Origin of the sequence: Dankookia sp. P2 (assembly GCF_050632255.1) — a bacterium.
GTDB lineage: Bacteria > Pseudomonadota > Alphaproteobacteria > Acetobacterales > Acetobacteraceae > Paracraurococcus.
Genome location: NZ_CP192581.1, coordinates 2895061 through 2915842, shown reverse-complemented (window position 1 = coordinate 2915842; position 20782 = coordinate 2895061). Strand labels below are relative to the sequence as shown.

The 20782-nt window shown below is 71.8% G+C and carries 22 protein-coding genes and 2 pseudogenes; 6 read left to right on the top strand and 18 right to left on the bottom strand.

Annotated elements, in window-relative coordinates; all coding sequences use genetic code 11:
- Nucleotides 1-85: 85 nt before the first annotated feature.
- The 3 genes and pseudogenes from ACQ86J_RS17170 to ACQ86J_RS17160 form a co-directional block, all read right to left on the bottom strand.
- Complete coding sequence (locus ACQ86J_RS17170) at nucleotides 86-1066, bottom strand: Bug family tripartite tricarboxylate transporter substrate binding protein (protein ID WP_431272049.1); 981 nt, start codon at nucleotides 1064-1066, stop codon at nucleotides 86-88.
- Nucleotides 1067-1146: 80 nt separating this feature from the next.
- Nucleotides 1147-1287 carry a hypothetical protein gene (locus ACQ86J_RS17165; protein WP_431272048.1) on the bottom strand — a complete coding sequence of 47 codons (141 nt, stop codon included), beginning with the start codon at nucleotides 1285-1287 and terminating at the stop codon, nucleotides 1147-1149.
- Nucleotides 1288-1379: 92 nt separating this feature from the next.
- Nucleotides 1380-1691, bottom strand: a pseudogene (locus tag ACQ86J_RS17160) (DUF1264 domain-containing protein); the annotation flags it as partial.
- A 306-nt stretch (nucleotides 1692-1997) separates the two neighbouring features.
- On the opposite strand from ACQ86J_RS17160, the gene ACQ86J_RS17155 reads away from it, so the two are divergent.
- Nucleotides 1998-2570: a hypothetical protein gene (locus ACQ86J_RS17155; RefSeq protein WP_431272047.1), complete on the top strand. Its 573-nt coding sequence runs from the start codon at nucleotides 1998-2000 to the stop codon at nucleotides 2568-2570.
- Nucleotides 2571-2578: 8 nt separating this feature from the next.
- On the opposite strand, the gene ACQ86J_RS17150 is transcribed toward ACQ86J_RS17155, so the two are convergent.
- Nucleotides 2579-2902 (bottom strand): hypothetical protein, encoded by a 324-nt coding sequence (locus ACQ86J_RS17150; RefSeq protein ID WP_431272046.1) that lies wholly within the window; start codon nucleotides 2900-2902, stop codon nucleotides 2579-2581.
- Nucleotides 2903-3259: 357 nt separating this feature from the next.
- On the opposite strand from ACQ86J_RS17150, the gene ACQ86J_RS17145 reads away from it, so the two are divergent.
- Nucleotides 3260-3577: an ArsR/SmtB family transcription factor gene (locus ACQ86J_RS17145; RefSeq protein ID WP_431272045.1), complete on the top strand. Its 318-nt coding sequence runs from the start codon at nucleotides 3260-3262 to the stop codon at nucleotides 3575-3577.
- Between the two features lie 418 nt (nucleotides 3578-3995).
- Here ACQ86J_RS17145 and ACQ86J_RS17140 read toward each other — a convergent pair whose 3' ends face one another.
- The 11 genes and pseudogenes from ACQ86J_RS17140 to ACQ86J_RS17090 all read right to left on the bottom strand — a co-directional run bounded on the left by ACQ86J_RS17140 (nucleotide 3996) and on the right by ACQ86J_RS17090 (nucleotide 11765).
- A complete protein-coding gene (locus tag ACQ86J_RS17140; protein WP_431272044.1) occupies nucleotides 3996-5360 on the bottom strand; it encodes an MmgE/PrpD family protein in 1365 nt (454 codons plus the stop codon).
- Between the two features lie 28 nt (nucleotides 5361-5388).
- Nucleotides 5389-6165 carry an NAD(P)-dependent oxidoreductase gene (locus ACQ86J_RS17135; RefSeq protein WP_431272435.1) on the bottom strand — a complete coding sequence of 259 codons (777 nt, stop codon included), beginning with the start codon at nucleotides 6163-6165 and terminating at the stop codon, nucleotides 5389-5391.
- A 212-nt stretch (nucleotides 6166-6377) separates the two neighbouring features.
- Entirely contained in the window at nucleotides 6378-7163 is a 786-nt protein-coding gene (locus ACQ86J_RS17130) for a tripartite tricarboxylate transporter substrate-binding protein (protein ID WP_431272043.1), read from the bottom strand.
- Nucleotides 7164-7332: 169 nt separating this feature from the next.
- Entirely contained in the window at nucleotides 7333-7938 is a 606-nt protein-coding gene (locus ACQ86J_RS17125) for a thiamine pyrophosphate-dependent enzyme (RefSeq protein ID WP_431272042.1), read from the bottom strand.
- Nucleotides 7939-7943: 5 nt separating this feature from the next.
- Nucleotides 7944-8477, bottom strand: coding sequence for a phosphonopyruvate decarboxylase (locus ACQ86J_RS17120; protein WP_431272041.1), 534 nt, complete (start codon nucleotides 8475-8477; stop codon nucleotides 7944-7946).
- Nucleotides 8478-8552: 75 nt separating this feature from the next.
- Nucleotides 8553-9098 carry an SDR family NAD(P)-dependent oxidoreductase gene (locus ACQ86J_RS17115; RefSeq protein ID WP_431272040.1) on the bottom strand — a complete coding sequence of 182 codons (546 nt, stop codon included), beginning with the start codon at nucleotides 9096-9098 and terminating at the stop codon, nucleotides 8553-8555.
- Nucleotides 9099-9207: 109 nt separating this feature from the next.
- Nucleotides 9208-9306 (bottom strand): annotated as a pseudogene (locus tag ACQ86J_RS17110) (oxidoreductase); the annotation flags it as partial.
- A gap of 163 nt (nucleotides 9307-9469) precedes the next feature.
- Nucleotides 9470-10201, bottom strand: coding sequence for an SDR family NAD(P)-dependent oxidoreductase (locus ACQ86J_RS17105; RefSeq protein ID WP_431272039.1), 732 nt, complete (start codon nucleotides 10199-10201; stop codon nucleotides 9470-9472).
- Nucleotides 10198-10719, bottom strand: coding sequence for a TIM barrel protein (locus ACQ86J_RS17100; RefSeq protein WP_431272038.1), 522 nt, complete (start codon nucleotides 10717-10719; stop codon nucleotides 10198-10200). The genes ACQ86J_RS17105 and ACQ86J_RS17100 overlap by 4 nt, the downstream gene beginning before the upstream one ends.
- Nucleotides 10680-11018, bottom strand: a complete 339-nt coding sequence (locus ACQ86J_RS17095) for a hypothetical protein (RefSeq protein WP_431272037.1) — start codon at nucleotides 11016-11018, stop codon at nucleotides 10680-10682. The genes ACQ86J_RS17100 and ACQ86J_RS17095 overlap by 40 nt, the downstream gene beginning before the upstream one ends.
- A gap of 6 nt (nucleotides 11019-11024) precedes the next feature.
- Entirely contained in the window at nucleotides 11025-11765 is a 741-nt protein-coding gene (locus tag ACQ86J_RS17090) for an NIPSNAP family protein (RefSeq protein ID WP_431272036.1), read from the bottom strand.
- Between ACQ86J_RS17090 and ACQ86J_RS17085 the strand changes: the two genes are divergently transcribed.
- On the top strand, nucleotides 11764-12729 hold the full coding sequence (locus ACQ86J_RS17085; RefSeq protein WP_431272035.1) for a tripartite tricarboxylate transporter substrate-binding protein: 966 nt from the start codon (nucleotides 11764-11766) through the stop codon (nucleotides 12727-12729). The two genes, ACQ86J_RS17090 and ACQ86J_RS17085, sit on opposite strands and share 2 nt — an antisense overlap.
- 122 nt (nucleotides 12730-12851) lie before the next feature.
- Here the strand turns inward: ACQ86J_RS17085 and ACQ86J_RS17080 are convergent, their stop codons facing one another.
- From ACQ86J_RS17080 to ACQ86J_RS17070, 3 genes are all read right to left on the bottom strand, one after another.
- Nucleotides 12852-14444, bottom strand: a complete 1593-nt coding sequence (locus ACQ86J_RS17080; protein WP_431272034.1) for an amidohydrolase — start codon at nucleotides 14442-14444, stop codon at nucleotides 12852-12854.
- Nucleotides 14445-16019 (bottom strand): ABC transporter substrate-binding protein, encoded by a 1575-nt coding sequence (locus tag ACQ86J_RS17075; protein WP_431272033.1) that lies wholly within the window; start codon nucleotides 16017-16019, stop codon nucleotides 14445-14447. It lies immediately after the preceding gene.
- A gap of 67 nt (nucleotides 16020-16086) precedes the next feature.
- Nucleotides 16087-16932 (bottom strand): PCC domain-containing protein, encoded by an 846-nt coding sequence (locus tag ACQ86J_RS17070; RefSeq protein ID WP_431272032.1) that lies wholly within the window; start codon nucleotides 16930-16932, stop codon nucleotides 16087-16089.
- A gap of 142 nt (nucleotides 16933-17074) precedes the next feature.
- Between ACQ86J_RS17070 and ACQ86J_RS17065 the strand changes: the two genes are divergently transcribed.
- The 3 genes from ACQ86J_RS17065 to ACQ86J_RS17055 are packed head-to-tail and all read left to right on the top strand — an operon-like array spanning nucleotide 17075 to nucleotide 20773.
- Nucleotides 17075-18079, top strand: a complete 1005-nt coding sequence (locus ACQ86J_RS17065) for a TRAP transporter substrate-binding protein (RefSeq protein ID WP_431272031.1) — start codon at nucleotides 17075-17077, stop codon at nucleotides 18077-18079.
- A 10-nt stretch (nucleotides 18080-18089) separates the two neighbouring features.
- A complete protein-coding gene (locus tag ACQ86J_RS17060; protein ID WP_431272030.1) occupies nucleotides 18090-19955 on the top strand; it encodes a TRAP transporter large permease subunit in 1866 nt (621 codons plus the stop codon).
- Between the two features lie 14 nt (nucleotides 19956-19969).
- Nucleotides 19970-20773 carry an SDR family NAD(P)-dependent oxidoreductase gene (locus ACQ86J_RS17055; protein WP_431272029.1) on the top strand — a complete coding sequence of 268 codons (804 nt, stop codon included), beginning with the start codon at nucleotides 19970-19972 and terminating at the stop codon, nucleotides 20771-20773.
- Nucleotides 20774-20782: the final 9 nt, after the last annotated feature.

Here is a 20782-nt window from a genome sequence, read left to right as displayed (position 1 = left end):
CGGGTCGGCCGCCAACGGATGGCGGGTGCCAGGCCCGGAAAAATAAATGAGGAGGTCCGGGGGAGAATACTTTCTCCCCTTGCCTTCAATCCCCTTTCAGCCCGATCTCCCGCACCACCGCGCCCCAGCGCGCCCAATCCTCGGCAATGGTCTTCGCATACTGGGCGCGGCCGAGCCCGACCGCGTCGGCGCCGAAGCTGCTCACCCGTTCCATCACTTCGGGCAGGTGCAGGATCGCGTCCACCTCGGCCGCCATGCGGTCGAGGATCGGCTCCGGCACCCCGCGTGGCGCCATCAGCCCGCCCCAGAACAGCACCTCGTAGCCCGGCACCGTGGCGGCGACGGTCGGCACCTCGGGCATGGCGGCGGCGGGCTGCGCGCTGGTGACGGCGATCGGCCGGATGCTGCCATTCCCCAGCAGCCCCTTGGTGGCGAAGAAGCTGTCATGCGCGACATCCACGTCGCCGCGCACCAGGGCGGTCAGCGAAGGCTGGTTGCCGGTATAGGGAACCAGGGTGAAATCGACGCCGGTGCGCTGGGTCAGCATCGCCATGGCCAGGTGGTTGATGCCGCCGGTGCCGGGGTGGGAGACGGTGACCGGCCGCTGCCGGGCGAGCGCCAGCAGCTCCGGCAGGGTCCTGGCGGGGAAGTCGGGGCGGGAGACCATCAGCAGCGGCGAGGACTGCGCCATGGTGACGGCGGCGAAGTCGCGCACCGGGTCCAGCCCGCTGCCGCGGTTGACCAGCAGGGTGATCAGCGTGGAGGTCGAGGCATAGAGGAAGGTCGCGCCGTCCGGCGCCGCGCGCGCGACGTTCTCCGCCGCCAGCAGGGTGCCGGCGCCGGGCCGGTTCTCCACCACGAAGGCGGTGCCGGGGACGCGCTCGCCGAGCTTGCCGGCGATCAGCCGCGCCATGATGTCGTTGGCGCCGCCGGCGGCAAAGCCGACGACGATGCGCACCTGCCGCCCCGGCCAGGCCTGCCCCCGCGCGGCCCCGGCCCCTGCCAGCAGCGCCGGCGCGCCCAGCAGCGCCCCGCGCCGCCCGATGAGATGCCCGATCCGCGGCATGCCGTTCCCCCCAGCGTCGTTGCTTGGGCGTCAGGCTAGCGGCGGACCGGGTCGCCACGCCATGGGCTTGTCGGGGGAGCCTATCGCGCCGCCTCCACCCCCGGGACCGCCTCGGTCGGCCGGCCGAAGCGGCCGCGCAGCGCATCGACGCCGTGCTGCGGACGCGCCAGCGGGCGCAGGTCCTGCCGCGCCCGGCGCCGCTCCGCGGTGTCGATCCCCATGCGGCGGTCGCGCGCCTCGACCAGGCCGGGCCGCGCCTCCCCTCCCGGTTGAAGGACCAGGCGAGCTGCGGCGGGCCGAGCGGCAGGGAATCCATGGCAGTGTCCCAGACATGCCAGGTCTTGCCGTAGCTGTTCATCTTGCTGGCCATCAGCGCATGCTCCGCTGCCGCCGGGATGCCGGGCGCGACCAGCTGGCCCGAGAGGATCTCCGCGTTGTGCGGATGCCAGTACTGCCGCTCCTGCGGCGGCAGGGTGGCGAAGAGCCGCTCGGCGATGATGAACTCGATGCCCGTGAGGTTGGCGGCGCGCGTGTTGCCGTCGAACAGCGCGCACTGCATCAGCTCCTCGTTCACCACGTGGCAGAAATGGTGCGCTTCCATCTGCCGCTCCGGGTGGTCCCGCATCGGGTGGAACCCTACCAGGTAGACGTCGAGGTTGCTCACCGGCGCGTCGCGCTGCAGGGTGGCGGCGGCGGTGGCCAGCGCGCTGGTCCGGGCCGTCTCCGGCGCGCCGGGCGGCTGCGCCACCGGCCCCGTGGCGCCGGAGCCGGTGCAGCCGGCCAGGGCCGGCAGGCAGGCGAGGAGCAGGGCGCGGAGGCGGTGGCGGGGCATCGGCATGGCATCTCCCGGTATGGCGGTGCCGCGGGCAACGGCTTGGCGCGGCGGCGGTTTGCCTGTGCCAGGATGCGGCCTTCGATGCCGGAGCCCGCCATGTCCCCTAAGCCCCTCCTCCTCGGCCTCTGCCTGCTGGCCGGCGGCGCGCTCGCCCAGCCCGCCCCGATGCAGGGCACGGCGCACGCGCATGCGCATGGCGCGGGCCGCGCCGCACCGGCCGGACCGCTGCCCGGCCTGGCCGGCCAGGACGCCTTCGCCGCGTTGCAGGAGGTCGTCCGCCTGCTGGAGGCCGACCCGGCGACCGACTGGTCGCGCGTCGACCTCGATGCGCTGCGGCTGCATCTGGTGGACATGGCGGAGGTGATGCTGCGCGCCGAGGCCACGACCCGCCGCATCGAGGGCGGGGTGGAGGTCACCGCCACAGGCCAGGGCCGCACCCTGGACGCCCTGCGGCGCATGGTGCCGGCGCATGCGCGGGAGCTGGACGGGATGCAGGGCTGGCGGGCCGCGAGCGAGGTGGTGCCGGAGGGCGTCCGGCTGGTCGTGACCTCAGCCGATCCGAAGGAAGTCGCCCATATCCGCGGCCTCGGCTTCTTCGGCCTGATGGCAAGCGGCGCGCACCACCAGGCGCATCACCTGGCGATCGCCCGCGGCGCGCATGCCCATTGAGCGCGGCGTCAGCCGCGGCGACCGGCCTGGGCCCGGATGGGGATCGGCGCCAGCAGGCGGTCGTGCCGGCCGCCGCCGCGGTCGTCGTCGTCCGGCGGGCCGTCCTGCAGCATCACCGCGATGCCCATCTGCACCGCGCCGAGGGTCAGCCCGCAGAAGAACCAGAGCAGCAGGGTGGGCCAGGGATGCCCCGGCGCGCGTTGCAGCACCTGGGCGATCCCACCCGGATCGGCCCAGAACAGCACCATGACGAACAGCGTCGCCAGCCCGAAGCCGATGGCCGCATGGCGGATCAGGAATTCGACGGCAGGCGGCAGCTTGGTTCGATGCATCGGGCACAATCCGGCACAGGGCGCTTGCCGCGCAGTCTAGCCACTGCAAGGCGTGGCGGCGAGGATCCGGCCATGGGCCAACGATAACCAAGCATCATTGTCCGGTACATGTGATCCAGGCCTTGCGCTGCGGAAGATCCATCACCAAACATCCATCACGGAGCGATGTGCAAAGCTGCGCCGGGCTTTGCCGGTCGCCCGGGATCGGCGCGAAGGCCTCTGCACGCCACGTGGGCGGTGCCGGAAGGATCGGCGGGACGCCATGGATCGAAGCAGGGCAGGTCGCTTGGCAGGCTCCCTGGAGCTGGTCCGTGGCGGCACGCCTGCAATATGCGTTGACGCAGATGGGGGCCGATCGTGACGACACTGATGCCGCTGGAGGTGCTCGAGGAACGCGCCGCCGAGGCCGCCCGGCTGCTCCGTCTGCTTGCGCATGAGAAGCGTTTGCTCGTCCTCTGCCACCTGGCGGCCGGCGGCGAGATGAACGTGACCGAGATGGTCGGCGTGGTCGGGCTTTCGCAATCCGCCCTGTCGCAGCACCTGGCGCGGCTGCGGGAAGACCAGCTTGTCGCCACGCGGCGGGAGGCCCAGACGATCTGGTACCGGCTGGCCGACCCCAAGGCGGCGCGGCTGCTGGAAGTGCTGCGCGACCTCTATTGCCCGCCGGGGGACTGAGCCCCGCATCCCGGGTCGGGATTCGGCGCGGTTCCGTGGCATGCGGCGCGGCAGCCGCGTCATCCCGCAGGTGCCGCTGCCCCCGGCGAGCACCAGCCCGGCCATGCCGGGGCGCGACACCGGATGGCCGATGGCGCGGGGAATCCGCGCTCCGGCATGCTCGTCCGGCTCCCGCACAGCGACCAGGACGGTGGCTGCGCGCAGCATCCGGGCGGTCGCGTCAGGGGTGAGCGGGGTCGGCATGGGCAGCTCTCCGGCTTCGCCCGCCGGTCATATTAGTGTTTACTGTTTTTGGATGCGTTCCATCGCTCCGTTGCGGCACCAGCGGGCCGCGAGGGAAGACAGGGCATGGCGCGCAACATCGGCAGCCTCGACAGGGGCTGCGCATCGCGGCGGGTGAGGCCGCGCCGCCATCGCATCATTCGGCCGCCTGGCGCAAGATCTGCGGCAGCGCGCCTGGCACGGCGCTGCCCTGCCACAGGCCGTCGAGCATCGCCTCGGCCGCCGGGGCGCCGATGACCGGCGCGCAGAGCTCGCGGAATTTCTCGCCCAGTTCGGCATCCGACAACGGCGCGTCCGGATCGCCCTTGCGGGTCGGCTGGTAGCGGTACAGCTGCCGGCCATCGGCCAGGTCCAGCCAGACCTTGGCGGCGCGCTTCGCCGGATAGGCATCGGCCAGCTCCGGGTCGAGCTCGACCGTCACCTTCGGCATGATGGCGCGGATGGCGCGGTTGACCAGGTTCGCCGGCTCGAAGGCGGCGATGCGGACGCCGCCGAGCACCAGCAGCGCCCCCATGGTGAACTGGACCGAGAAGCGGGCCTCCTGTTCCGTGGTGATGGAGGGGCGGTCGCAGATGCTCTTGGTCGGGCCATAGCCGCCGACCCGGATGCGGGCGACCTCGGTGGCGGTGAAGCCGTGCTCGACCTGCAGATCCCGCACGGCATCCAGCGCGGCGAATATATGGCCGCAGCAGCCGTGGTTCTTGAAGGTCATCTCGGTGATGCAGACCCGGCTATCCAGGTCCGCCAGCGCCTTGTCCCACTTGCCGGCATCCTCGCTGGTCGCGGCGGCGAAGCCCTTCGGCCCGTGCAGCGCGTCGAGCGCGCCGGTCACGCCGGCCGCGGCGCCGATCGCCGCGAGCGCCCCGGCATCCGCCGCATGGCCGGGATGCAGCGGCTTCGACATGCTGTCCGAGAGGAAGGCCTGCTGCAGCCCGCCGGCGAAGGTCGCCGCGGTGGCGATGGCGTGCCCGATCTTCTCGGCGTCGCAGCCGAGCGCCATGGCGGTGGCGACCGCCGCGCCGAAGGTGCCGACGGTGCCGGTGGTGTGCCAGTTCTTGTAGTGGCTCGGCTGCACCGCCATCCCGATGCGGCAGGAGACCTCGTAGCCCGCGGTGATGGCGCGCAGCAGGTCGTCCATGCTGCCGCCCTGCTGCTGCACCGCGGCCAGCGCCGGGGCGATGGTGGGGCAGCCCGGGTGGTAGCCGGCATCGCGGAAGATGTCGTCGAACTCGACCGTGTGGCTGGCGGTCGCATTCAGCAGCGCCGCATGCCGCAGCGGGGAGGGCTGGCCGTCCACATAGCAGATCGACCGGCCCGGCCCGCGCTCCGCGGCCATGGCGGCGGCCAGCAGGGTGGCGGGCGGCTTCGACAGGCCGGGCAGCAGCGCCGCGAACCAGTCGATCAGCGCCCGCCTTGCATGGTGGGCAACCTCGTCGGGCAACGGCCGGCCGCGCCAGGAGGCGGCGTGCTCGGCGAGCGTGAGAAGCGGGTTGTCCACCATGCTTGTCCTCCCTTCTGCCGGATAAGGGCTACGCGTTGCCGCGCAGCACCTCCTGGTTGATGACCACGTCCGGGTCGAGCTTGTTGGCGAAGACCGAGAGGATGCTGTCGGCGCAGGACAGCGCCATGCGCCGCAGCCCCTGTTCGGTCGCCGCCGCCGAATGCGGCGTCATCACCACGTTCGGCAGCTTCAGCAGCGGGTTGTCGGCCGTGGCCGGCTCCTCCCAGAACACGTCGAGGCCGGCGGCCTTCAGGTGGCCGCTGGTCAGCGCGCCGGCCAGCGCCTTCTCCTCCACCAGGGTGCCGCGGGCGGTGTTGATCAGCACCGCGCCCTGCTTCATCGAGGCCAGGAACTCGCCATTGACGATGCCGCGGGTCTTCTCGCTTGACGGCAGGTGCAGCGTCACCACGTCGGCCTCGGCCAGCGCCGCCTGCAAATCCTTGGCCGGGATGAAGCCGGCGCCCTTGATGGTGTTCTGCGGGATGAAGGGGTCGCGCACCAGCACCCTCATGTCGAAGGCCTTGCAGAGCCGCGCCACGCGCCCGCCGATGCGGCCGAAGCCCATCACCAGCACGGTCTTGCCGCCGAGGTCGAAGGTGTCGGGCACCGGCGGGTTGCTCCAGCGCAGCTCGCGCACCGCGGCGTCGTAGTACCGGGTCTGCCGGGCGACGTTCAGCATCAGCATCAGCGCGTGCTCGGCGACGCAGGCGGCGTTGGCGTCCGGCGTCACGGTCAGCGGGATGCCGCGCTCGGTCAGCGCCGGGACATCCACCGCGTCGTAGCCGACGCCGTGCCGGGCGACGATGCGGAGGTTGGGCGCATGGGCCAGGGAATTCGCGGTTGATCGGCGTGGCGCGGACGATCACCGCATCCGCCTTCGGCATGGCGGCGGCGATGGTCTCGGCATTCACCGGCTCCAGCACCTCGACCGTGACGCCGGGCGAGGCGCGCAGCAGCGCGAGGGCTTCGGGATGGACGGGGCGGAGGCAGACGACATGCGGCATGTGGCGTGGTTCCCTAATCGGCGGTGGCGCCGGAGACGCGGACGATGTCCGACCAGCGGGGGATCTCGGCGCGGATGAAGCCGGCAGATTGCTCGGGCGTGCTGGGCCTGGGCTCGCTGCCCTGCTCGGTCAGCCGGCGCCGCATCGGCTCGCTGCCCAGCGCCGTGCCGATCTCGGCCGAGAGCCGGGCGATGGCGGCCGGCGGCGTCTCGGCCGGGGCGAGGATGCCGTTCCAAAGCGGCACCTCGAAGCCCGGCAGCGTCTCGGCGACCGTCGGGATCTGCGGCAGCGCGGGGGAGCGATTTGCCGTCGTCACCGCCAGCGGCCGCAACTGCCCGGCCTGGACCGCCGCCAGCACCTCCACCATGGGCGAGGCGATGAGCTGGATCTTGCCGGCGATCAGGTCGGTCGCCGCCGGCGCGCCGCCGCGATAGGGCACGTGCACCATCTCGATCGCGGCGCGGGACGCGAAGCTCGCCGCGGCCAGGTGCAGCGAGGTCCCGGCGCCGGCGCTGCCGTAGAAGATCCTGCCCGGGTTGCGCCTGGCGTAGTCGATCAGCCCGGGGATGTCGTGCACCGGCAGGTCCGGGTTCACCACGATCAGGTTCGGGATGACCGCGACCTGCGAGACCGGAGCGAAGTCGCGCAACGTATCGAAGGGCAGCGACTTGTAGAGGGCACGGTTGGCGGCCAGCGTGCTGCTGACGCCGAACAGCAGCGTATGCCCGTCCGGCGCCGCCCGCGCCGCCGCCTCGGCCGCGATGTTGCCGGCGGCGCCCGGCCGGTTCTCCACCAGCACCGGCTGGCCGAGCCGCTCGCCGAGCGCCTGCGCGACCAGCCGCGCCGTGAGGTCCGAGCGCCGCCCGCGGCGAAGCCGACCAGCAGGCGGATCGGACGGTCCGGCACCCAGCCCTGCGCGCGCGCCGCAACCGGCGTGGCGAGGCCCGCCAGCAGCAGCGCGCGGCGCCTCATTGCAGATGGGCCTTGGGACCGAGGATGGCTTCCCGCATCCGCGCCTGCAGGATCGAAGCCTCGCGCGGCGGCAGGACCAGCGGCAGGCTGGCGGCGTCGATCTTCACCTGGGCGAAGATCGGGCCATGGCCGGCACGGATGGCGTCGCGCAGCGCCAGCAGTTCGGCCGGGGTCGTGACCTTGCGGCTGTCGGTGATGCCCGCGGCCTTGGCCATGCCGGCGAGGTCGACGCCATGCCGCGTCGCCGTCTCCTGCATCCCGGTCTCGCCGTAATGCTCGTTGTCCAGCACCACGACAGAGAGGTTGCGCGGCTGCTTGGTGGCGATGGTGGCCAGGCTGCCGATGCCCATCAGCATCTCGCCGTCGCCGGTGATGACCAGCACGGGCTTCGCCGGCTGCGCGAGGGCGAGGCCGAGGCCCATCACCGCCGCGCCGCCCATGCCGCCCCAGAGCGGCAGGTTCTGCGGGCAGTCGCCGGCCGCGGTGATGTCCCAGGCCGGGGCGCCGAGCCCGCCGATCGCCAGCATCTCGCCGCGATCCTCGAGCAGCGCCCGGACGACGGAGCGGCGCTCCAGCTTGCCGCTTTCCGCGACTTCGATCATGGCGGTCACTTCCCGAAGGTCTTGGCGCCGATGACGCGCTGGCCGATCAGGGTCGCGGTCGGGCGGTAGGTGTTGAAGGCCATGCGCAGCGTGGCGTTCACGGTGGGGGCGACATCCTCCGGCGTGTCGGCGCGCTTCACCAGCGTGCCCATCGCCTCCAGCACCGCCTGGGTGGCGTTGCCCATCGGCACCTGGAAGGGGTTGAACTCGCCATAGTCGCCGCGCATCGTCACGATCATCGGGCAGGGCGTGCGGTGCGCGATGGGCACCGAGAGCATGTTGATGCAGTTGCCGACGCCGGAGGACTGCATCAGCAGCACCGCCTTCTCGCCGCCCAGCCAGGCGCCGAAGACCAGGGCGATGCCCTCCTCCTCGGTCGTCAGGGTGGTCACCTTGATGTCGTTGTCGGCGAGGCAGCGCTTGATCAGCCGGGAATGCCCGGCATCGGGCACCAGGGCCACCTGGCGGATCTCGTGCTGTTTCAGCAGGTCATAGATCTGGTCGGGCCAATCCTCGGCCGCGTCCGGCACCGTCGTCATGCGTTTCCCCTCGTGCTTCGCCGGACCATCCCGCGCCGCGGCCCGGCTGTCCAGACCGGGGCGGGATGGGCGGGCCTAGCCGAGGCCGATCCGCGCCCGGAACGCGTCGTCCCGCATCGAGGCATCGCTGCCGTGCAGGTCATCCGCCGCTGGGGTGCAGAGGTAGACCAGCCCGCGTACCGCATGCGCCACCGGCAGCAGGTCGCCGCGGGGGATCTTGCTGATGACGTTCATCCCGGACGCCCGGATCTTCACCTGCATCTCGGTGTCGATGGTGCCGGGGGAGAAGCCGAAGACCCGGATGCCGCGCCCCGCCGTCTCGAGGGCGATGGCATTGGTGAACATCGCCAGCCCCGCCTTGCCCGAGCAATAGGCGCTCCAGCCCTCGAGCGGCCGGTAGGCGGCGCCGGAGGAGATGTCGATGATCGTGCCGCCGCCGCCCGCGAGCATCCCCGGCAGCACCGCGCGCACCACGTTGTAGGCGCCGATCAGGTTGATCTGGATGTTGCGCGCCCAGGCGGCGGGGTCGGACGAGGCGATCTCGGCGATCGGCTCGATGACGCCGGCATTGTTCACCAGGATGTCGAGCCCGCCGAAGCGGGCGCGGGTGGCGGCGACCACGCGCTCCACCGCCGCATAGTCGGAGACGTCGAGCGATTCTGGACGCCGCGTTGCCGCCGATGCCCTTCGCCACGGCGGCGACCGCGGCGCCGTCGCGCGCCACCAGCATGACCGAGGCGCCGCGGGCGGCGAGCTCGCGCGCCGCGCCCTCGCCGAGGCCGCGGCTGGCGCCGGTGACCAGCGCCACCTTGCCCTTCAGGTCGTCCATGGATCTTCCTTCCCCCATGCGTTCAAGATTGGGGAGGGAAAAGTATTCCCTCCCCAAGCTCCCACCCTTCCCTTTTATGAGTCTGGCAGCCGCCGCGGTGGCGAGTGCTGGACTCACAAAAAGAGATGAGGGGGTTCGGGGGAGAATACCTTCTCCCCGTTCCTCAATACGTCGCCCTGCCGCCCGTCAGGTCGAAGGCGAAGCCGGTGGTGAAGCTGCATTCCGGCCCGGCGATCCAGGCCACCATGGCGGCGATCTCGGGGATCGTCAGGGCGCGGCCCATCGGGATCTTTGCCTTCATGGCGGCGATGTGCTCCGGCGTCATCTCGCGGAACAGGTCGGTCTCGGTGATAGCCGGGGCGATGCAGTTGGCGGTGACGCCGCTGCCGGCCAGCTCCTTGCCGAGCGACTTGGTGAAGCCGATGACGCCCGCCTTGGCGGCGGAATAGGCGGAGATGCGCGGCACGCCTTCCTTCCCCGCGATCGAGGCGACGTTGACGATCCGTCCGTAACCGCGCTCGCGCATGTGCGGCGTGGCGGCGCGGCAGCAATAGAAGACGGCGGTGAGGTCGATGGCGATGACCTGCGCCCAGGCCTCCGGCGGGTAGTCCCAAGCGTCGACCACCGGGCCGTTGATCCCGGCATTGTTCACCAGGATGTCGACCGCGCCGAGCGCGGCGACGGCCTCCCCGAAGGCCGCCTCCACCGCCTTGAGGTCGGCGACGTCCACCCGGGTGACGAGGGCGGGCGCGAAGCTGTGGTCGAAGGCCTCCGGGTCGCGGTCCCAGATCATCACGCGGGCACCCTCGGCAGCCAGGCGGCGGGCGATGCCGAGGCCGATTCCGCGCGCGCCGCCGGTGACGATGGCGCCCTGGCCCTGCAGCGTGCCGGTCATGCCGCGGCCCGCGCGGCGGCGATCACCCGACGCGCGGCCATCGCCGCACGCCGCACCCGCGCCTCCGGCCCCATGGTCCTGGCCAGTTCCAGGGTCGGGACCTCCAGGCTGACCGGGATGCCCGGCGGCATGGCCCGCACCAGCGGCGGCAGGTCGAGCCCGCCCTCGCCGGGGAAGAGCCGCTCGGCCCGGGCGGTGTGCAGCAGGCCCTCGGTCGTCGCCGGGCGCTCCGCCGGCGCGTCGCAAAGCTGCCAGTAGTGCAGCCACTCCGCCGGCACGGTGCCGATATCCTCCACGCGGCTCCGCGAGCGGTCGAAATGCAGCGCATCGACCAAGATGCCGCCATTCGGCTGGGCCGCGGCGCGCACGACGCGGATGGCCGCGGCCAGGTCGGGCGTGTCGGTCCAGGGCATGAATTCGAGATCGCCGGTCAGGCCGAAGGGCGCTGCGGCCGCGCAGAAGGCGGCGAAGCTGGCGGTCAGCCGCGCCTCGTCCGGATCGTAGCCGGCGACCAGCACATGCTTCGCGCCGAGCTGCGCCCCGCCTCGAAGAAGGGCAGGAAGTCCGCGACCCGCGTTTCCGGCCGCAGCATGACGATCTCGAGGTCGGCGACCGCGATGCCGGTCGCCGCCATCGCCGCCTGCGTCTCCCGCAGCAGGGTGGGGTCGTCCTGCAACGGATAGCCCGCCGCGCCCGGCGCCACCGGCAGCAGCCGCAGCCCGACCGCGCGGCAGCCCGCCTCCGCCGCCACCCGGATGACGGCGGGCGGCGGCAGGTCGAGCACGGTGAGATGGGCGAGCGAGAGGAAGGGCTCCATCCCCCGCTACTTCAGCGGGGACACCGCGGTCGGCAGGCAGATCGTGCTGCGCATCTCGGCCAGCCAGGTCGGCCCGCCCTTGGGCGGCCAGATGCCGCGGGCGACGGCGTCGCCACGGATCGCCAGCCGGTCGTTCATGCTCTTGTAGGCCCAGATATGGGTGAAGCGCGGCGGCCCGTCCACAGCATGCATGGCGACGACCAGCGGCGAGAGCTTCAGGCGCTCCGGCAGCTGCTCCTTCCAGGCGGCCATGGTGGGCTCCAGCCCGCCGGTCTTCAGGATGTAGCTGCGCACCTCATAGACCGGGCCGAGCGCGCCGGCCTCGGGCACCGGCGGGATGAAGGGGAAGGGCGCATAGGCGTCCATGGACAGGCCGGTCAGCCATTCGCCGCAGCCGAAGGGGCTGCTGCTGGTCAGAGCGCGCTGCCGCTCCGTGGCCAGGGCGGCCTCGTCCTCGAAGCTGCGCAGCACCAGCACCTGGTTCAGCAGCCCGACCTCGGAGGCCCAGACAGCGTGCAGCCCGCCCTTGCCTTCCCGCGACCAGGCCTCGATCGCCTGGGCCGCCTTGGGCGCGGCGCCGATGGTGGTGGAGAGGAAGGCGAAGCTCGAAGCGCTGCATGGACGGGTCCCCCAGGGTTGCGCGGATGGTGGTCCGGCGGCGCGGCGCGCGCAACCGGGGGCGGCTGGACAGGGGGCGGCGCGGCCCGGCAGGGTGGCCGCAACGAGTCCGGGGACGAAACACGCCATGCCCAGCCGCCGCAGCCTGCTCGCGCTCGCCGCCCTGCCCGTCGCCGCCCATGCCCAGGCGCGCTGGATGCCGGACCGCCCGGTCCGCGTGGTGGTGCCCTTCGCCCCGGGCGGCACGACCGACGTGGTGGCGCGGGTGCTGGCGGAGGGCGCCTCCGCCGCGCTCGGCCAGTCCGTGGTGGTGGAGAACCGGCCGGGCGGCGCGGCCGGGCTGGTCGGCATGGATGCGGTGGCGAAGGCGGCGCCGGATGGCCACACCATCCTCATCCACAGCAATGCCCATGTCATCGCCCCGGCGCTGGTGGCGCGGCTGCCCTTCGACCCGATCGGCGACTTCGCCGGGATCGCGCATCTCGGCCGCATCCCGCAGGTGCTGGTGGTGAACCCGAAATCGGGGATCGCCGACTTGGCCGGGCTGCTGGCCAAGCTGCGGGCGGAGCCGGGCAGGCACCACTTCGCCAGCGCCGGGATCGGCAGCGCGGTGCATGTGGCCGGCGAGGTGTTCCGCGCGGCATCGGGCACCGATGTCCAGCCGGTGCACTACCGCGGCGGCGGGCCGGCGATGCAGGCGGTGGTCACCGGCGATGCGATCTTCGTGGTGGACCCGATCCCCTCCGCGCTCGGCGTCATCCGCGGCGGGGCGGTGCGGCCGCTGGCGATCGCCGGGCCGCAGCGGGTGGGCAGCCTGCCGGAGGTGCCGACCGCGGCCGAGGCCGGCCTGCCGGAATTCCGCCACGAGGCCTGGCTGGTGGCGCTGGCCCCGGCGCGGACGCCGCCCGCGGCCCTCGCCACGCTGCGGGGCGCCTTCGCCGCGGCGCAGCAGCAATCCGCGGCGCGGCTGGCGGAACTTTCGGTGCAGCCGGTGCCGGAGGTGGCGACGCCGGCCCAGGTGATGGAGTTCCTGCAGGCGGAGATGCGGCGCGGCGTGGCGCTGCTGCGCGCGGCAGGGGTGCAGCCGGAGTAGGGAGATTGGGGAGGAAAAAGTGTTTCCTCCCGTTGGACGCATGCGTCCAACCCTTCCATTGCTTTTTGTGAGTCTGGCAGCCGCAGCGTGGCGAGCGCCGGACTCCTGGCCTTTCTTCTCCGTCAGAGCGCCTCCCCGGCGCCCGTCCCATGCGTCGGTGTCGGGAAGCACCATTCCTCGCCGCGCGGCGTCGCCACGTATTCCGGCCAGCGCAGGTCGACCGGTGGGTCGAAGTCGGGTGGCAGCAGCGGGCCGACCCAGTCCGGCGTACCGAACTTCGTGCGCGCACGGAACTCGGCCTGCGCCGCCGCCAGGACATCCGGCTGCGTCGCCAGGTCGACGAAGGTCAGCGCCATGGTCTTCGCCGCGACGAACATGCCGGGATCCACCGCGGCCGGCAGCCCGCCGAGCGCGTTGTAGGCCCAGTTCGGATAGGCATAGCCGGGCGAGGGCGGGCGCAGCCGCGGCCGGGCGGCCAGCAGCCGCACCGTCGGCGCGTGCCAGCAGAACTCGACATAGTCGTCGGCGGACAGGTGCTTCTGCCAGGCGGGGAGGCTGGCGCGCAGCCTGGCCTCGTTCACCTCGGGCGGCGTCAGTTGGGTGACGCTGGCGATGAAGGGGTCCTCCATCGCCTCGAGGCCGAGGTTGCGCTGGATGGCGCGGCCGAACGCCAAGGCCGCCTCCCCATAGCGCGGCGCGCCGACCGCCTGCAGGTTCTTCCAGGTGAGGTCGGTCATCACCGTGTTCGGCACGCCGACCCGGGTCCTGGTCACCCAGCGCACGAAGGCGCGGCAGCCGGTGACGGAGGCCACGTGCCGGGCATTCTGCGCCAGCACCCGCCAGATCTGTTCCTGGATGCCGAGCGAGGAGGCGCGCCAGGAATACTGGATCTGCGCGAAGCGCGGCGTCAGGTTGTCCGAGGTCGCGCCGCCATCGCCTAGGACGAACTCGTTCAGCGTCCAGGACCCGGCATGCGGGAACATCGCCTCCTTCGTGTATTTCGTCGTCGTGTACATCAGCATCATGGCGTCGAGCGCGCCGGGGCAGCGGGCGGCCGCATGCGCGCCCTCGATCGGCATCAGCGAGGGGTCGATCCAACCCTCGGGGTTCTCGGCCTCGAAGGTGATGACGGCGGACCAGTAGGCGCCGAACTGCGTGTCCGAGGTCACCGTGTTCAGCGGCCAGGGATGCCAGACCACGGCGGCGTCGAGCCCGTCATAGTAGCCCTTCGCGGCATGGATGGGCTTCGAGCCGCAGACCTTCTCCGCTGGCTCGCCGAATAGCTTGAGCTGGCCCGTCACGCCATGCGCCTGCATCGCCGCCTTTGCGCCCAGCATGGCGGCGAGCGAGGCGGTGCCGAGCATCGAATGCGGGTCGGTATGACCGGCGGCATAGGGGTGCAGCCCCTCGCGCGGTGCCGGGCGGGGCACCACCTGCTGCGAATTGCCAGGCACCGCATCGTATTCCGAGAAGCCGGCGAGCACCGGCTTCCCCTCGCCCCATGTGGCGACGAAGGCGGTCGGCATGCCGCCCGAGCCGGCCTCCACCGTGAAGCCCTCGGCCCGCAGCAGATCGACATAGTCGCGGGCCGATTTGTACTCGCGCCAGGCCGGCTCGGCATGCGCCCAGATGCCGGCGCAGAAGGCCGACATGCGCGCCTCGTTCGCCGTGATCCAGTCGAGCGCGGCGGCGCGCATGCTGTCATTCCCGGCCATTCAGGTGCGCCTCACGTTCCAGAAGGTGGCAAAGCCGTCGTTGACGCCGCCGAGGTTGCGCCAGGCGGTCGGCTGCAGGTACTGGCCGAGAGGGTAGTAGGCGACCTCGTCGAAGGCCAATTGCTGCATCTCCCGGCAGATCGCCTGCTGCGCCGCCAGGTCCGGCGCGCGGAACCAGGCCTCGCGCAATTCCTCCATGCGGGGCATGCTGGCCCAGCCGGCATAGCCCGCCTCGCCGCCGCCGCGCAGCGCGATATGCCCGGCCGGGGTCAGCCAGTCGGCGCCCGACCAGTTGGTGACGAAGAGGCTCCAGCCTCCCTCGGATGGCGGGCCACGGCGGTTGCGCCGCTGCAGCATGGCGTTGAACTCGACCGCATAGACCTCGACGTTCATGCCGATGCGCTTCAGCATGTCCTCGAAGACCGCGCCCAGCGCCAGCAGCACCGCCGAGTTCGACGGCACCATCAGCACCACCGGCTCGCCCTTGTAGCCGGCGGCGCGCAGCATCTCGCGCGCCTTGCCCGCATCCGGCGGGCCGGCCAGCACCCCCATGCCGGCATCCGAGGCCATCGGCGTCCCCGGCGCGAAGAAGCCGAGCGGCACCTTGTAGAGATCGGTCTCGGCCGGCCCGACCACCGCTTGCATCATCGAGGTCTGGTCGAGCGCCGCCCAGAGCGCGCGGCGGATGCCTGGATTGTCGAAGGGCGGCTGGGTATGGTTCTGCCGCACCATGCCGACGAAGCCGGTGCGGTCCAGCACCTTCACCGTGACGCCGCGCGTCCGTCGCAGCAGCGAGAGCTGGTCGTGATAGGCGTATTCCTGCCAGTCCTGCTCCCCCGCGATCAGCGACGAAGTGGCGGTCGAGGGGTCCGGCATCACGCGCCATTCGACGCGATCGAAATGCACCACCTTGGGGCCGGCGGTCCAGGTGACCGTGCCGTCGCGGCGCGGGACGTACTTCTCAAATTTCGTGTATGTGGTCAGAGACCCCGCGACGCGCTCGTCCGCCTTGAAGCGGAAGGGGCCGCTGCCGATCATCTCCGGCACCTGGCGGAAGGGGTCGGTGTTCGCCAGCCGCTCCGGCATCATCGCGCAGACCGGCACGCTGGCCTTGCCGAGGGCCAGCGGCAGCAGCGGGAAGGGACGCTTCAGGCGGAAGCGGATGGTGCGGTCGTCGGGGGCGGAGAGCTCCTCGGTCGCCTCCATCAGGCTGGCGCCGAAGGGATCGCGCTTCGCCCAGCGGCGGATGCTGGCGACGCAATCCCGCGCCAAAACCTTCTCCCCGTCGTGGAACAGCAGCCCGTCGCGCAGCGTCAGGGTCCAGCGGCGGCCATCCTCCTCGACCACATGGCCGTCCACCATCTGCGGCGTCGCCTGGAAATCGCCGTCCATGCCGTAGAGCGTGTCGAAGACCATGTAGCCGTGGTTGCGGCTGATATAGGCCGTGGTAGTGACCGGATCGAGCGTGACCAGGTCCTGCTGCGGGGTGAAGCGCAGCGTGGTCGCGGCTTGCGCACGCACCGCGGCGGGCGCGGCCAGCATGGCGGCGGTGGCGAGGAAATCGCGTCTCTGCATGGCGAGTGTCTCCGCGGCTGGCGCCCCGCCATGCAACCCCCGTTCCGCCGCGCTCCGCAAGCCCGGGTCAGGCCGCAACTTCCTGCAGCACCAGTTCGCAGGTGATGCAGGTGGCATTGGCGCCGCGCACCACGCGGCCGGCATGGACCTCGCCCCGCATGTCGGCCAGCGCCACCGTCATCGCGCCGCCCTCCGGCCCGAGGCCGCCGCCGGTGACCAGCAGCTCGGTGGCGATGTCGTCCGTGCCGGTGCCCTCGGCGAAGCGCGGCGAGACCAGGCTGCCGACGCCGCCGCGCAGCACCGCGCGGGTGAAGCCATGCGCGCGGCAGGCGATCTCAAGCGCCGCGACCAGGTCCTCGTTCGGCCGCACCCGCAGCACCAGGGCGCGGCTTCCGCCCGCGGGCCCGGACATCAGGGCCGGCTGGAACAGGGTGAAATTCGTCTCCGCATCCGGCCCGACCGCGAAGCCGGCGCCGGAGAGTCCCCAGGCGCGGGCGGCGATCGGGGCGGCGACGATGGTCTCCTCCGGCAGCACATGCCCGGCGCGGCGGCCGGAGGCCTCCCGCCAGATGGCGTGGCAATGCAGCCAGGGCGTGCCTGCCCGCTGGCCGAAGGTGACGTTGCCGCGTTCCAGCCGGGCGCCGCCCGGCGGCTCGTGCGTGCCGCTGTACCAGGCGGCATGCGCCGCATCCGGGGCATGGGCGGGCAGGACATAGGCGAAGGGGCCGAAGCCGCCGCCCGCGATCTCGAGGACCGCGCTGGCGAAGCCGGCTGCCCGCAGCGGCCGCGCCACCGCCTCCAGCAGGCTCAGCCCGGGGTCCAGGGTGAAATCCAGCCGCGTGGCCCATGCGCCCAGGCTTTCCACCCGGGGCTGCAGGGCCGGGCCGGGCTGCGCCAGGCTTGGTTGCGTCATCTTGCGTCTCCCGGCCGCGGGGCTGGGCGAAAAATACCGGCTCGCCGCCCTGCCCGACATGGTCTAAGGGGCGCCGGCAGTCCACGCCAGGGCCGGGAGACACGCCAGGCTTCTCCCCGCCACGCTCAGGGGAAGAAACCACATGGCCAGCCTCGACCGTCGCACCCTTCTGCTCGCCTCCCTGGCGACGCCGGCGCTGCTCGCGCGCCCGGCCCATGCCGCCAGATTCACCTACAAATATGCCAACAACCTGCCCGCCACCCATCCGCTGAACCTGCGGGCGACGGAGGCGGTGGCGAAGATCAAGGAGGAGACCGGCGGCCGGGTCGAGATCCAGATCTTCCCGAACAACCAGCTCGGCTCCGATACCGACGTGCTCAGCCAGGTGCGGTCCGGCGCGGTGGAGTTCTTCACCCTTTCGGGCCTGATCCTGTCCACGCTGGTGCCGCCCGCCTCGATCAACGGCGTCGGCTTCGCCTTCCCCGACTACGACGCTGTCTGGAAGGCGATGGATGGCGGGCTCGGCGCCTATGTCCGCGCCCAGATCGGCAAGTCCGGGCTGATGGTGATGGACAAGATCTGGGACAACGGCTTCCGCCAGATCACCGCCTCCTCCAAGCCGATCGCCTCGCCGGACGACCTGAAGAACTTCAAGATCCGCGTGCCCGTCAGCCCGCTCTGGACCTCGCTGTTCCAGGCCTTCGGCGCGGCCCCGACCAGCATCAATTTCAGCGAGGTCTATTCCGCCCTGCAGACCAAGGTGGTCGACGGGCAGGAGAACCCGCTGGCGATCATCTCCACCGCCAAACTGTACGAGGTGCAGAAGTACTGCTCCCTGACGAACCACATGTGGGATGGCTTCTGGATGCTGGCCAACCGCCGGTCCTGGGCGGCGCTGCCGAAGGACGCGCAGGAGGTGGTGGCGAGGAACTGGAACGCCGCCGCCATGCTGGAACGCGCCGACGTGGCGAAGCTGAATGCCGGCCTGCGCGACGACCTGGCGAAGCAGGGCATGGTGTTCAACCAGCCGGAGACGGCGCCCTTCCGCGAGGCGCTGAAGAAGGCCGGCTTCTACGCCCAGTGGAAGCAGCGCTACGGCGAGGAGGCCTGGGCCATCCTCGAGCGGTCCACCGGCGCGCTGACCTGATCCCATGCTGGTGCCGGAGGTCGTATCGACGGCGCGCGCGCCGGGCGGGGTGAGGGCCTGGGCGGGGCGGGCGGAAGCCGCGCTCGGCCTGGCGGTGGAGACGGCGGCGGCCGTGCTGGTCGCGGTGGAGACGGCGGTGCTGCTGGCCGGCATCGTCGCCCGCTACGTCTTCCACAACTCGCTGGTCTGGTCGGACGAGCTGGCCTCGATCCTCTTCCTCTGGCTCGCCATGCTCGGCGCGGTGGTAGCGTTCCGCCGCGGCGAGCACATGCGGATGACGGCGCTGGCGACCCGTGCGCCGCTGCCGCTGCGCGGCGTCCTCGAAGCCCTCGCGATCGCCGCGCCGATCGGCTTCCTGCTGCTGGTGCTGCATCCCGCCATCGACTACGCGGTGGAGGAGAGCTTCATCGTCACCCCGGCGCTCGAGATCCCCGGCAGCTGGCGCGCCTCGGCGCTGCCGGTCGGGCTCGGGCTGATGCTGCTGGTGGCCGTCGTCCGGTTGCTGCGTCTGGCCGGGTTGGCGCGGGGGCTGGCGGCGCTGGCGGTGGTGGCGGCCGTCGCCGGCGGCTTCTGGCTGGCCGGGCCGAGCCTCAAGCCGCTCGGCAACCTCAACCTGCTGATCTTCTTCGTCGGGCTGGTCGCCGCCACCGTGCTGGCCGGCGTCCCCATCGCCTTCTGCTTCGGCCTTGCCACCTTCGGCTACCTGGCGCTGACCACCCGCGTGCCGATCATGGTGGTGGTGGGGCGGATGGACGAGGGGATGTCGCACCTCATCCTGCTCGCGGTGCCGCTCTTCATCTTCCTCGGCAGCTTGATCGAGATGACGGGCATGGCGCGCGCCATGATCCGCTTCCTCGCCAACCTGCTGGGCCATGTGCGGGGCGGGCTGTCCTATGTGCTGGTGGGGGCGATGTATCTCGTCTCCGGCATCTCGGGCGCCAAGGCGGCCGACATGGCCGCGGTCGCGCCGGTGCTCTTCCCGGAGATGCAGCAGCGCGGGTCGAAGCCCGGCGAGCTCGTGGCGCTGCTGTCCGCGACCGGGGCGCAGACCGAGACGGTGCCGCCGAGCCTCGTGCTCATCACCATCGGCTCGGTCACCGGCGTCTCGATCGGCGCGCTCTTCACCGGCGGGCTGCTGCCGGGCGCGGTGCTGGCGCTGGTGCTCTGCCTCGTCGTGCGGTGGCGGCATCGCGGCCCCGACGTGGTGCGGGTGGCGCGGCCGGGCGGGCGGGAGATCCTGCGGAGCCTCATCGTCGCCCTGCCGGCGCTGGCCCTGCCCTTCCTGATCCGCGCCGCGGTGGTGGAGGGCGTGGCGACCGCGACCGAGGTCTCCACCATCGGCATCGCCTATGGCGCGATCGTCGGGCTGCTGGTCTACCGGCAGTTCGACTGGAAGCGGCTGGGGCCGATCCTGGTCGAGACCGCGTCCCTGTCCGGCGCCATCCTGCTGATCATCGGCGCTGCGACCGGCATGGCCTGGGCGCTGACGCAATCCGGTTTCTCCCGCGACCTGGCCGCCGCCATGGCGGCATTGCCGGGCGGGCAGGCGGGGTTCCTCGCGGTCTCGATCCTCGCCTTCGTCATCCTCGGCAGCGTGCTGGAGGGGATCCCCGCCATCGTGCTGTTCGGGCCGCTGCTGTTTCCCATCGCGCGGACCATGGGGGTGCATGAGGTGCACTACGCCATGGTGGTCATCCTCTCGATGGGCATCGGGTTGTTCGCGCCGCCCTTCGGGGTCGGCTACTACGCCGCCTGCGCCATCAGCCGGATCAGCCCGGACGAGGGCATGCGGCCGATCTGGGGCTACATGCTGGCGCTGCTGCTGGGCACGATCCTGATCGCGGCGGTGCCCTGGCTTTCCATCGGCTTCCTGTGAGCGGAACTGCGAGAATGACGGGACGCCTGGACGGCAAGGTGGCGCTGGTCTTCGGCGCGGGCTCCGCCGGCCCCGGCTGGGGCAACGGCAAGGCGGTTGCCGTGGCTTACGCGCGGGAAGGCGCCCGCGTCGCCTGCATCGACCTGCGCGAGGATGCGGCGGCCGAGACCGCCGGCATCATCGCCGCCGAGGGCCATGCCGCCATCGCGCTGGCCGCCGACGTCACCAGCCTCGCCTCGGTCGAGGCCGCGGTGGCGCGGGCCATGGCCGAATACGGCCGCATCGACATCCTGCACAACAACGTAGGCGCCGCGATCGCCGGTGGGCCGCTGGAGCTGGACGAGGCGCGCTTCCAGGCGGCGATGGACCTCAACCTCGGCTCGGTCCACCGCACGCTGCGGGCGGTGCTGCCGCAGATGCTGGCGCAGGGGTCCGGGGCGGTGGTCAACGTCTCCTCGCTCGCGGCCATCCGTTGGACCGGGTATCCATACTTCGCCTACTACGCGGCCAAGGCGGCGGTGAACCAGGCGACGGTGGCGGTGGCGCTGCAATATGCCGCGCAGGGCATCCGGGCCAATTGCATCATGCCCGGGCTGATCGAGACGCCCCTGATCCACAACCAGATCGCCGACCATTATGCCTCGCCCGAGGCGATGATCGAGGCCCGCAACCGCATGGTGCCGATGGGGCGGATGGGCACCGCCTGGGACGTCGCCGCGGCGGCGGTTTTTCTGGCGTCCGACAGATCGCGCTTTATCACCGGGGTCTGCCTGCCGGTGGACGGCGGACAGAGCTGCTCGGCGGCGGTCAGGGGATAAGATTGGGGA

What these genes read in the sequence shown, in the direction of transcription:
- ACQ86J_RS17140 (WP_431272044.1), bottom strand. Translation starts at nt 5,360, where the DNA reads ATGGTGGACAACCCGCTTCTCACGCTCGCCGAGCACGCCGCCTCCTGG.
- ACQ86J_RS17170 (WP_431272049.1), bottom strand. Translation starts at nt 1,066, where the DNA reads ATGCCGCGGATCGGGCATCTCATCGGGCGGCGCGGGGCGCTGCTGGGC.
- ACQ86J_RS17090 (WP_431272036.1), bottom strand. Translation starts at nt 11,765, where the DNA reads ATGGCGTGTTTCGTCCCCGGACTCGTTGCGGCCACCCTGCCGGGCCGC.
- ACQ86J_RS17105 (WP_431272039.1), bottom strand. Translation starts at nt 10,201, where the DNA reads ATGACCGGCACGCTGCAGGGCCAGGGCGCCATCGTCACCGGCGGCGCG.
- ACQ86J_RS17155 (WP_431272047.1), top strand. Translation starts at nt 1,998, where the DNA reads ATGTCCCCTAAGCCCCTCCTCCTCGGCCTCTGCCTGCTGGCCGGCGGC.
- ACQ86J_RS17080 (WP_431272034.1), bottom strand. Translation starts at nt 14,444, where the DNA reads ATGGCCGGGAATGACAGCATGCGCGCCGCCGCGCTCGACTGGATCACG.
- ACQ86J_RS17150 (WP_431272046.1), bottom strand. Translation starts at nt 2,902, where the DNA reads ATGCATCGAACCAAGCTGCCGCCTGCCGTCGAATTCCTGATCCGCCAT.
- ACQ86J_RS17070 (WP_431272032.1), bottom strand. Translation starts at nt 16,932, where the DNA reads ATGACGCAACCAAGCCTGGCGCAGCCCGGCCCGGCCCTGCAGCCCCGG.
- ACQ86J_RS17095 (WP_431272037.1), bottom strand. Translation starts at nt 11,018, where the DNA reads ATGGAGCCCTTCCTCTCGCTCGCCCATCTCACCGTGCTCGACCTGCCG.
- ACQ86J_RS17125 (WP_431272042.1), bottom strand. Translation starts at nt 7,938, where the DNA reads ATGATCGAAGTCGCGGAAAGCGGCAAGCTGGAGCGCCGCTCCGTCGTC.
- ACQ86J_RS17120 (WP_431272041.1), bottom strand. Translation starts at nt 8,477, where the DNA reads ATGACGACGGTGCCGGACGCGGCCGAGGATTGGCCCGACCAGATCTAT.
- ACQ86J_RS17075 (WP_431272033.1), bottom strand. Translation starts at nt 16,019, where the DNA reads ATGCAGAGACGCGATTTCCTCGCCACCGCCGCCATGCTGGCCGCGCCC.
- ACQ86J_RS17165 (WP_431272048.1), bottom strand. Translation starts at nt 1,287, where the DNA reads ATGGGGATCGACACCGCGGAGCGGCGCCGGGCGCGGCAGGACCTGCGC.
- ACQ86J_RS17085 (WP_431272035.1), top strand. Translation starts at nt 11,764, where the DNA reads ATGCCCAGCCGCCGCAGCCTGCTCGCGCTCGCCGCCCTGCCCGTCGCC.
- ACQ86J_RS17055 (WP_431272029.1), top strand. Translation starts at nt 19,970, where the DNA reads ATGACGGGACGCCTGGACGGCAAGGTGGCGCTGGTCTTCGGCGCGGGC.
- ACQ86J_RS17065 (WP_431272031.1), top strand. Translation starts at nt 17,075, where the DNA reads ATGGCCAGCCTCGACCGTCGCACCCTTCTGCTCGCCTCCCTGGCGACG.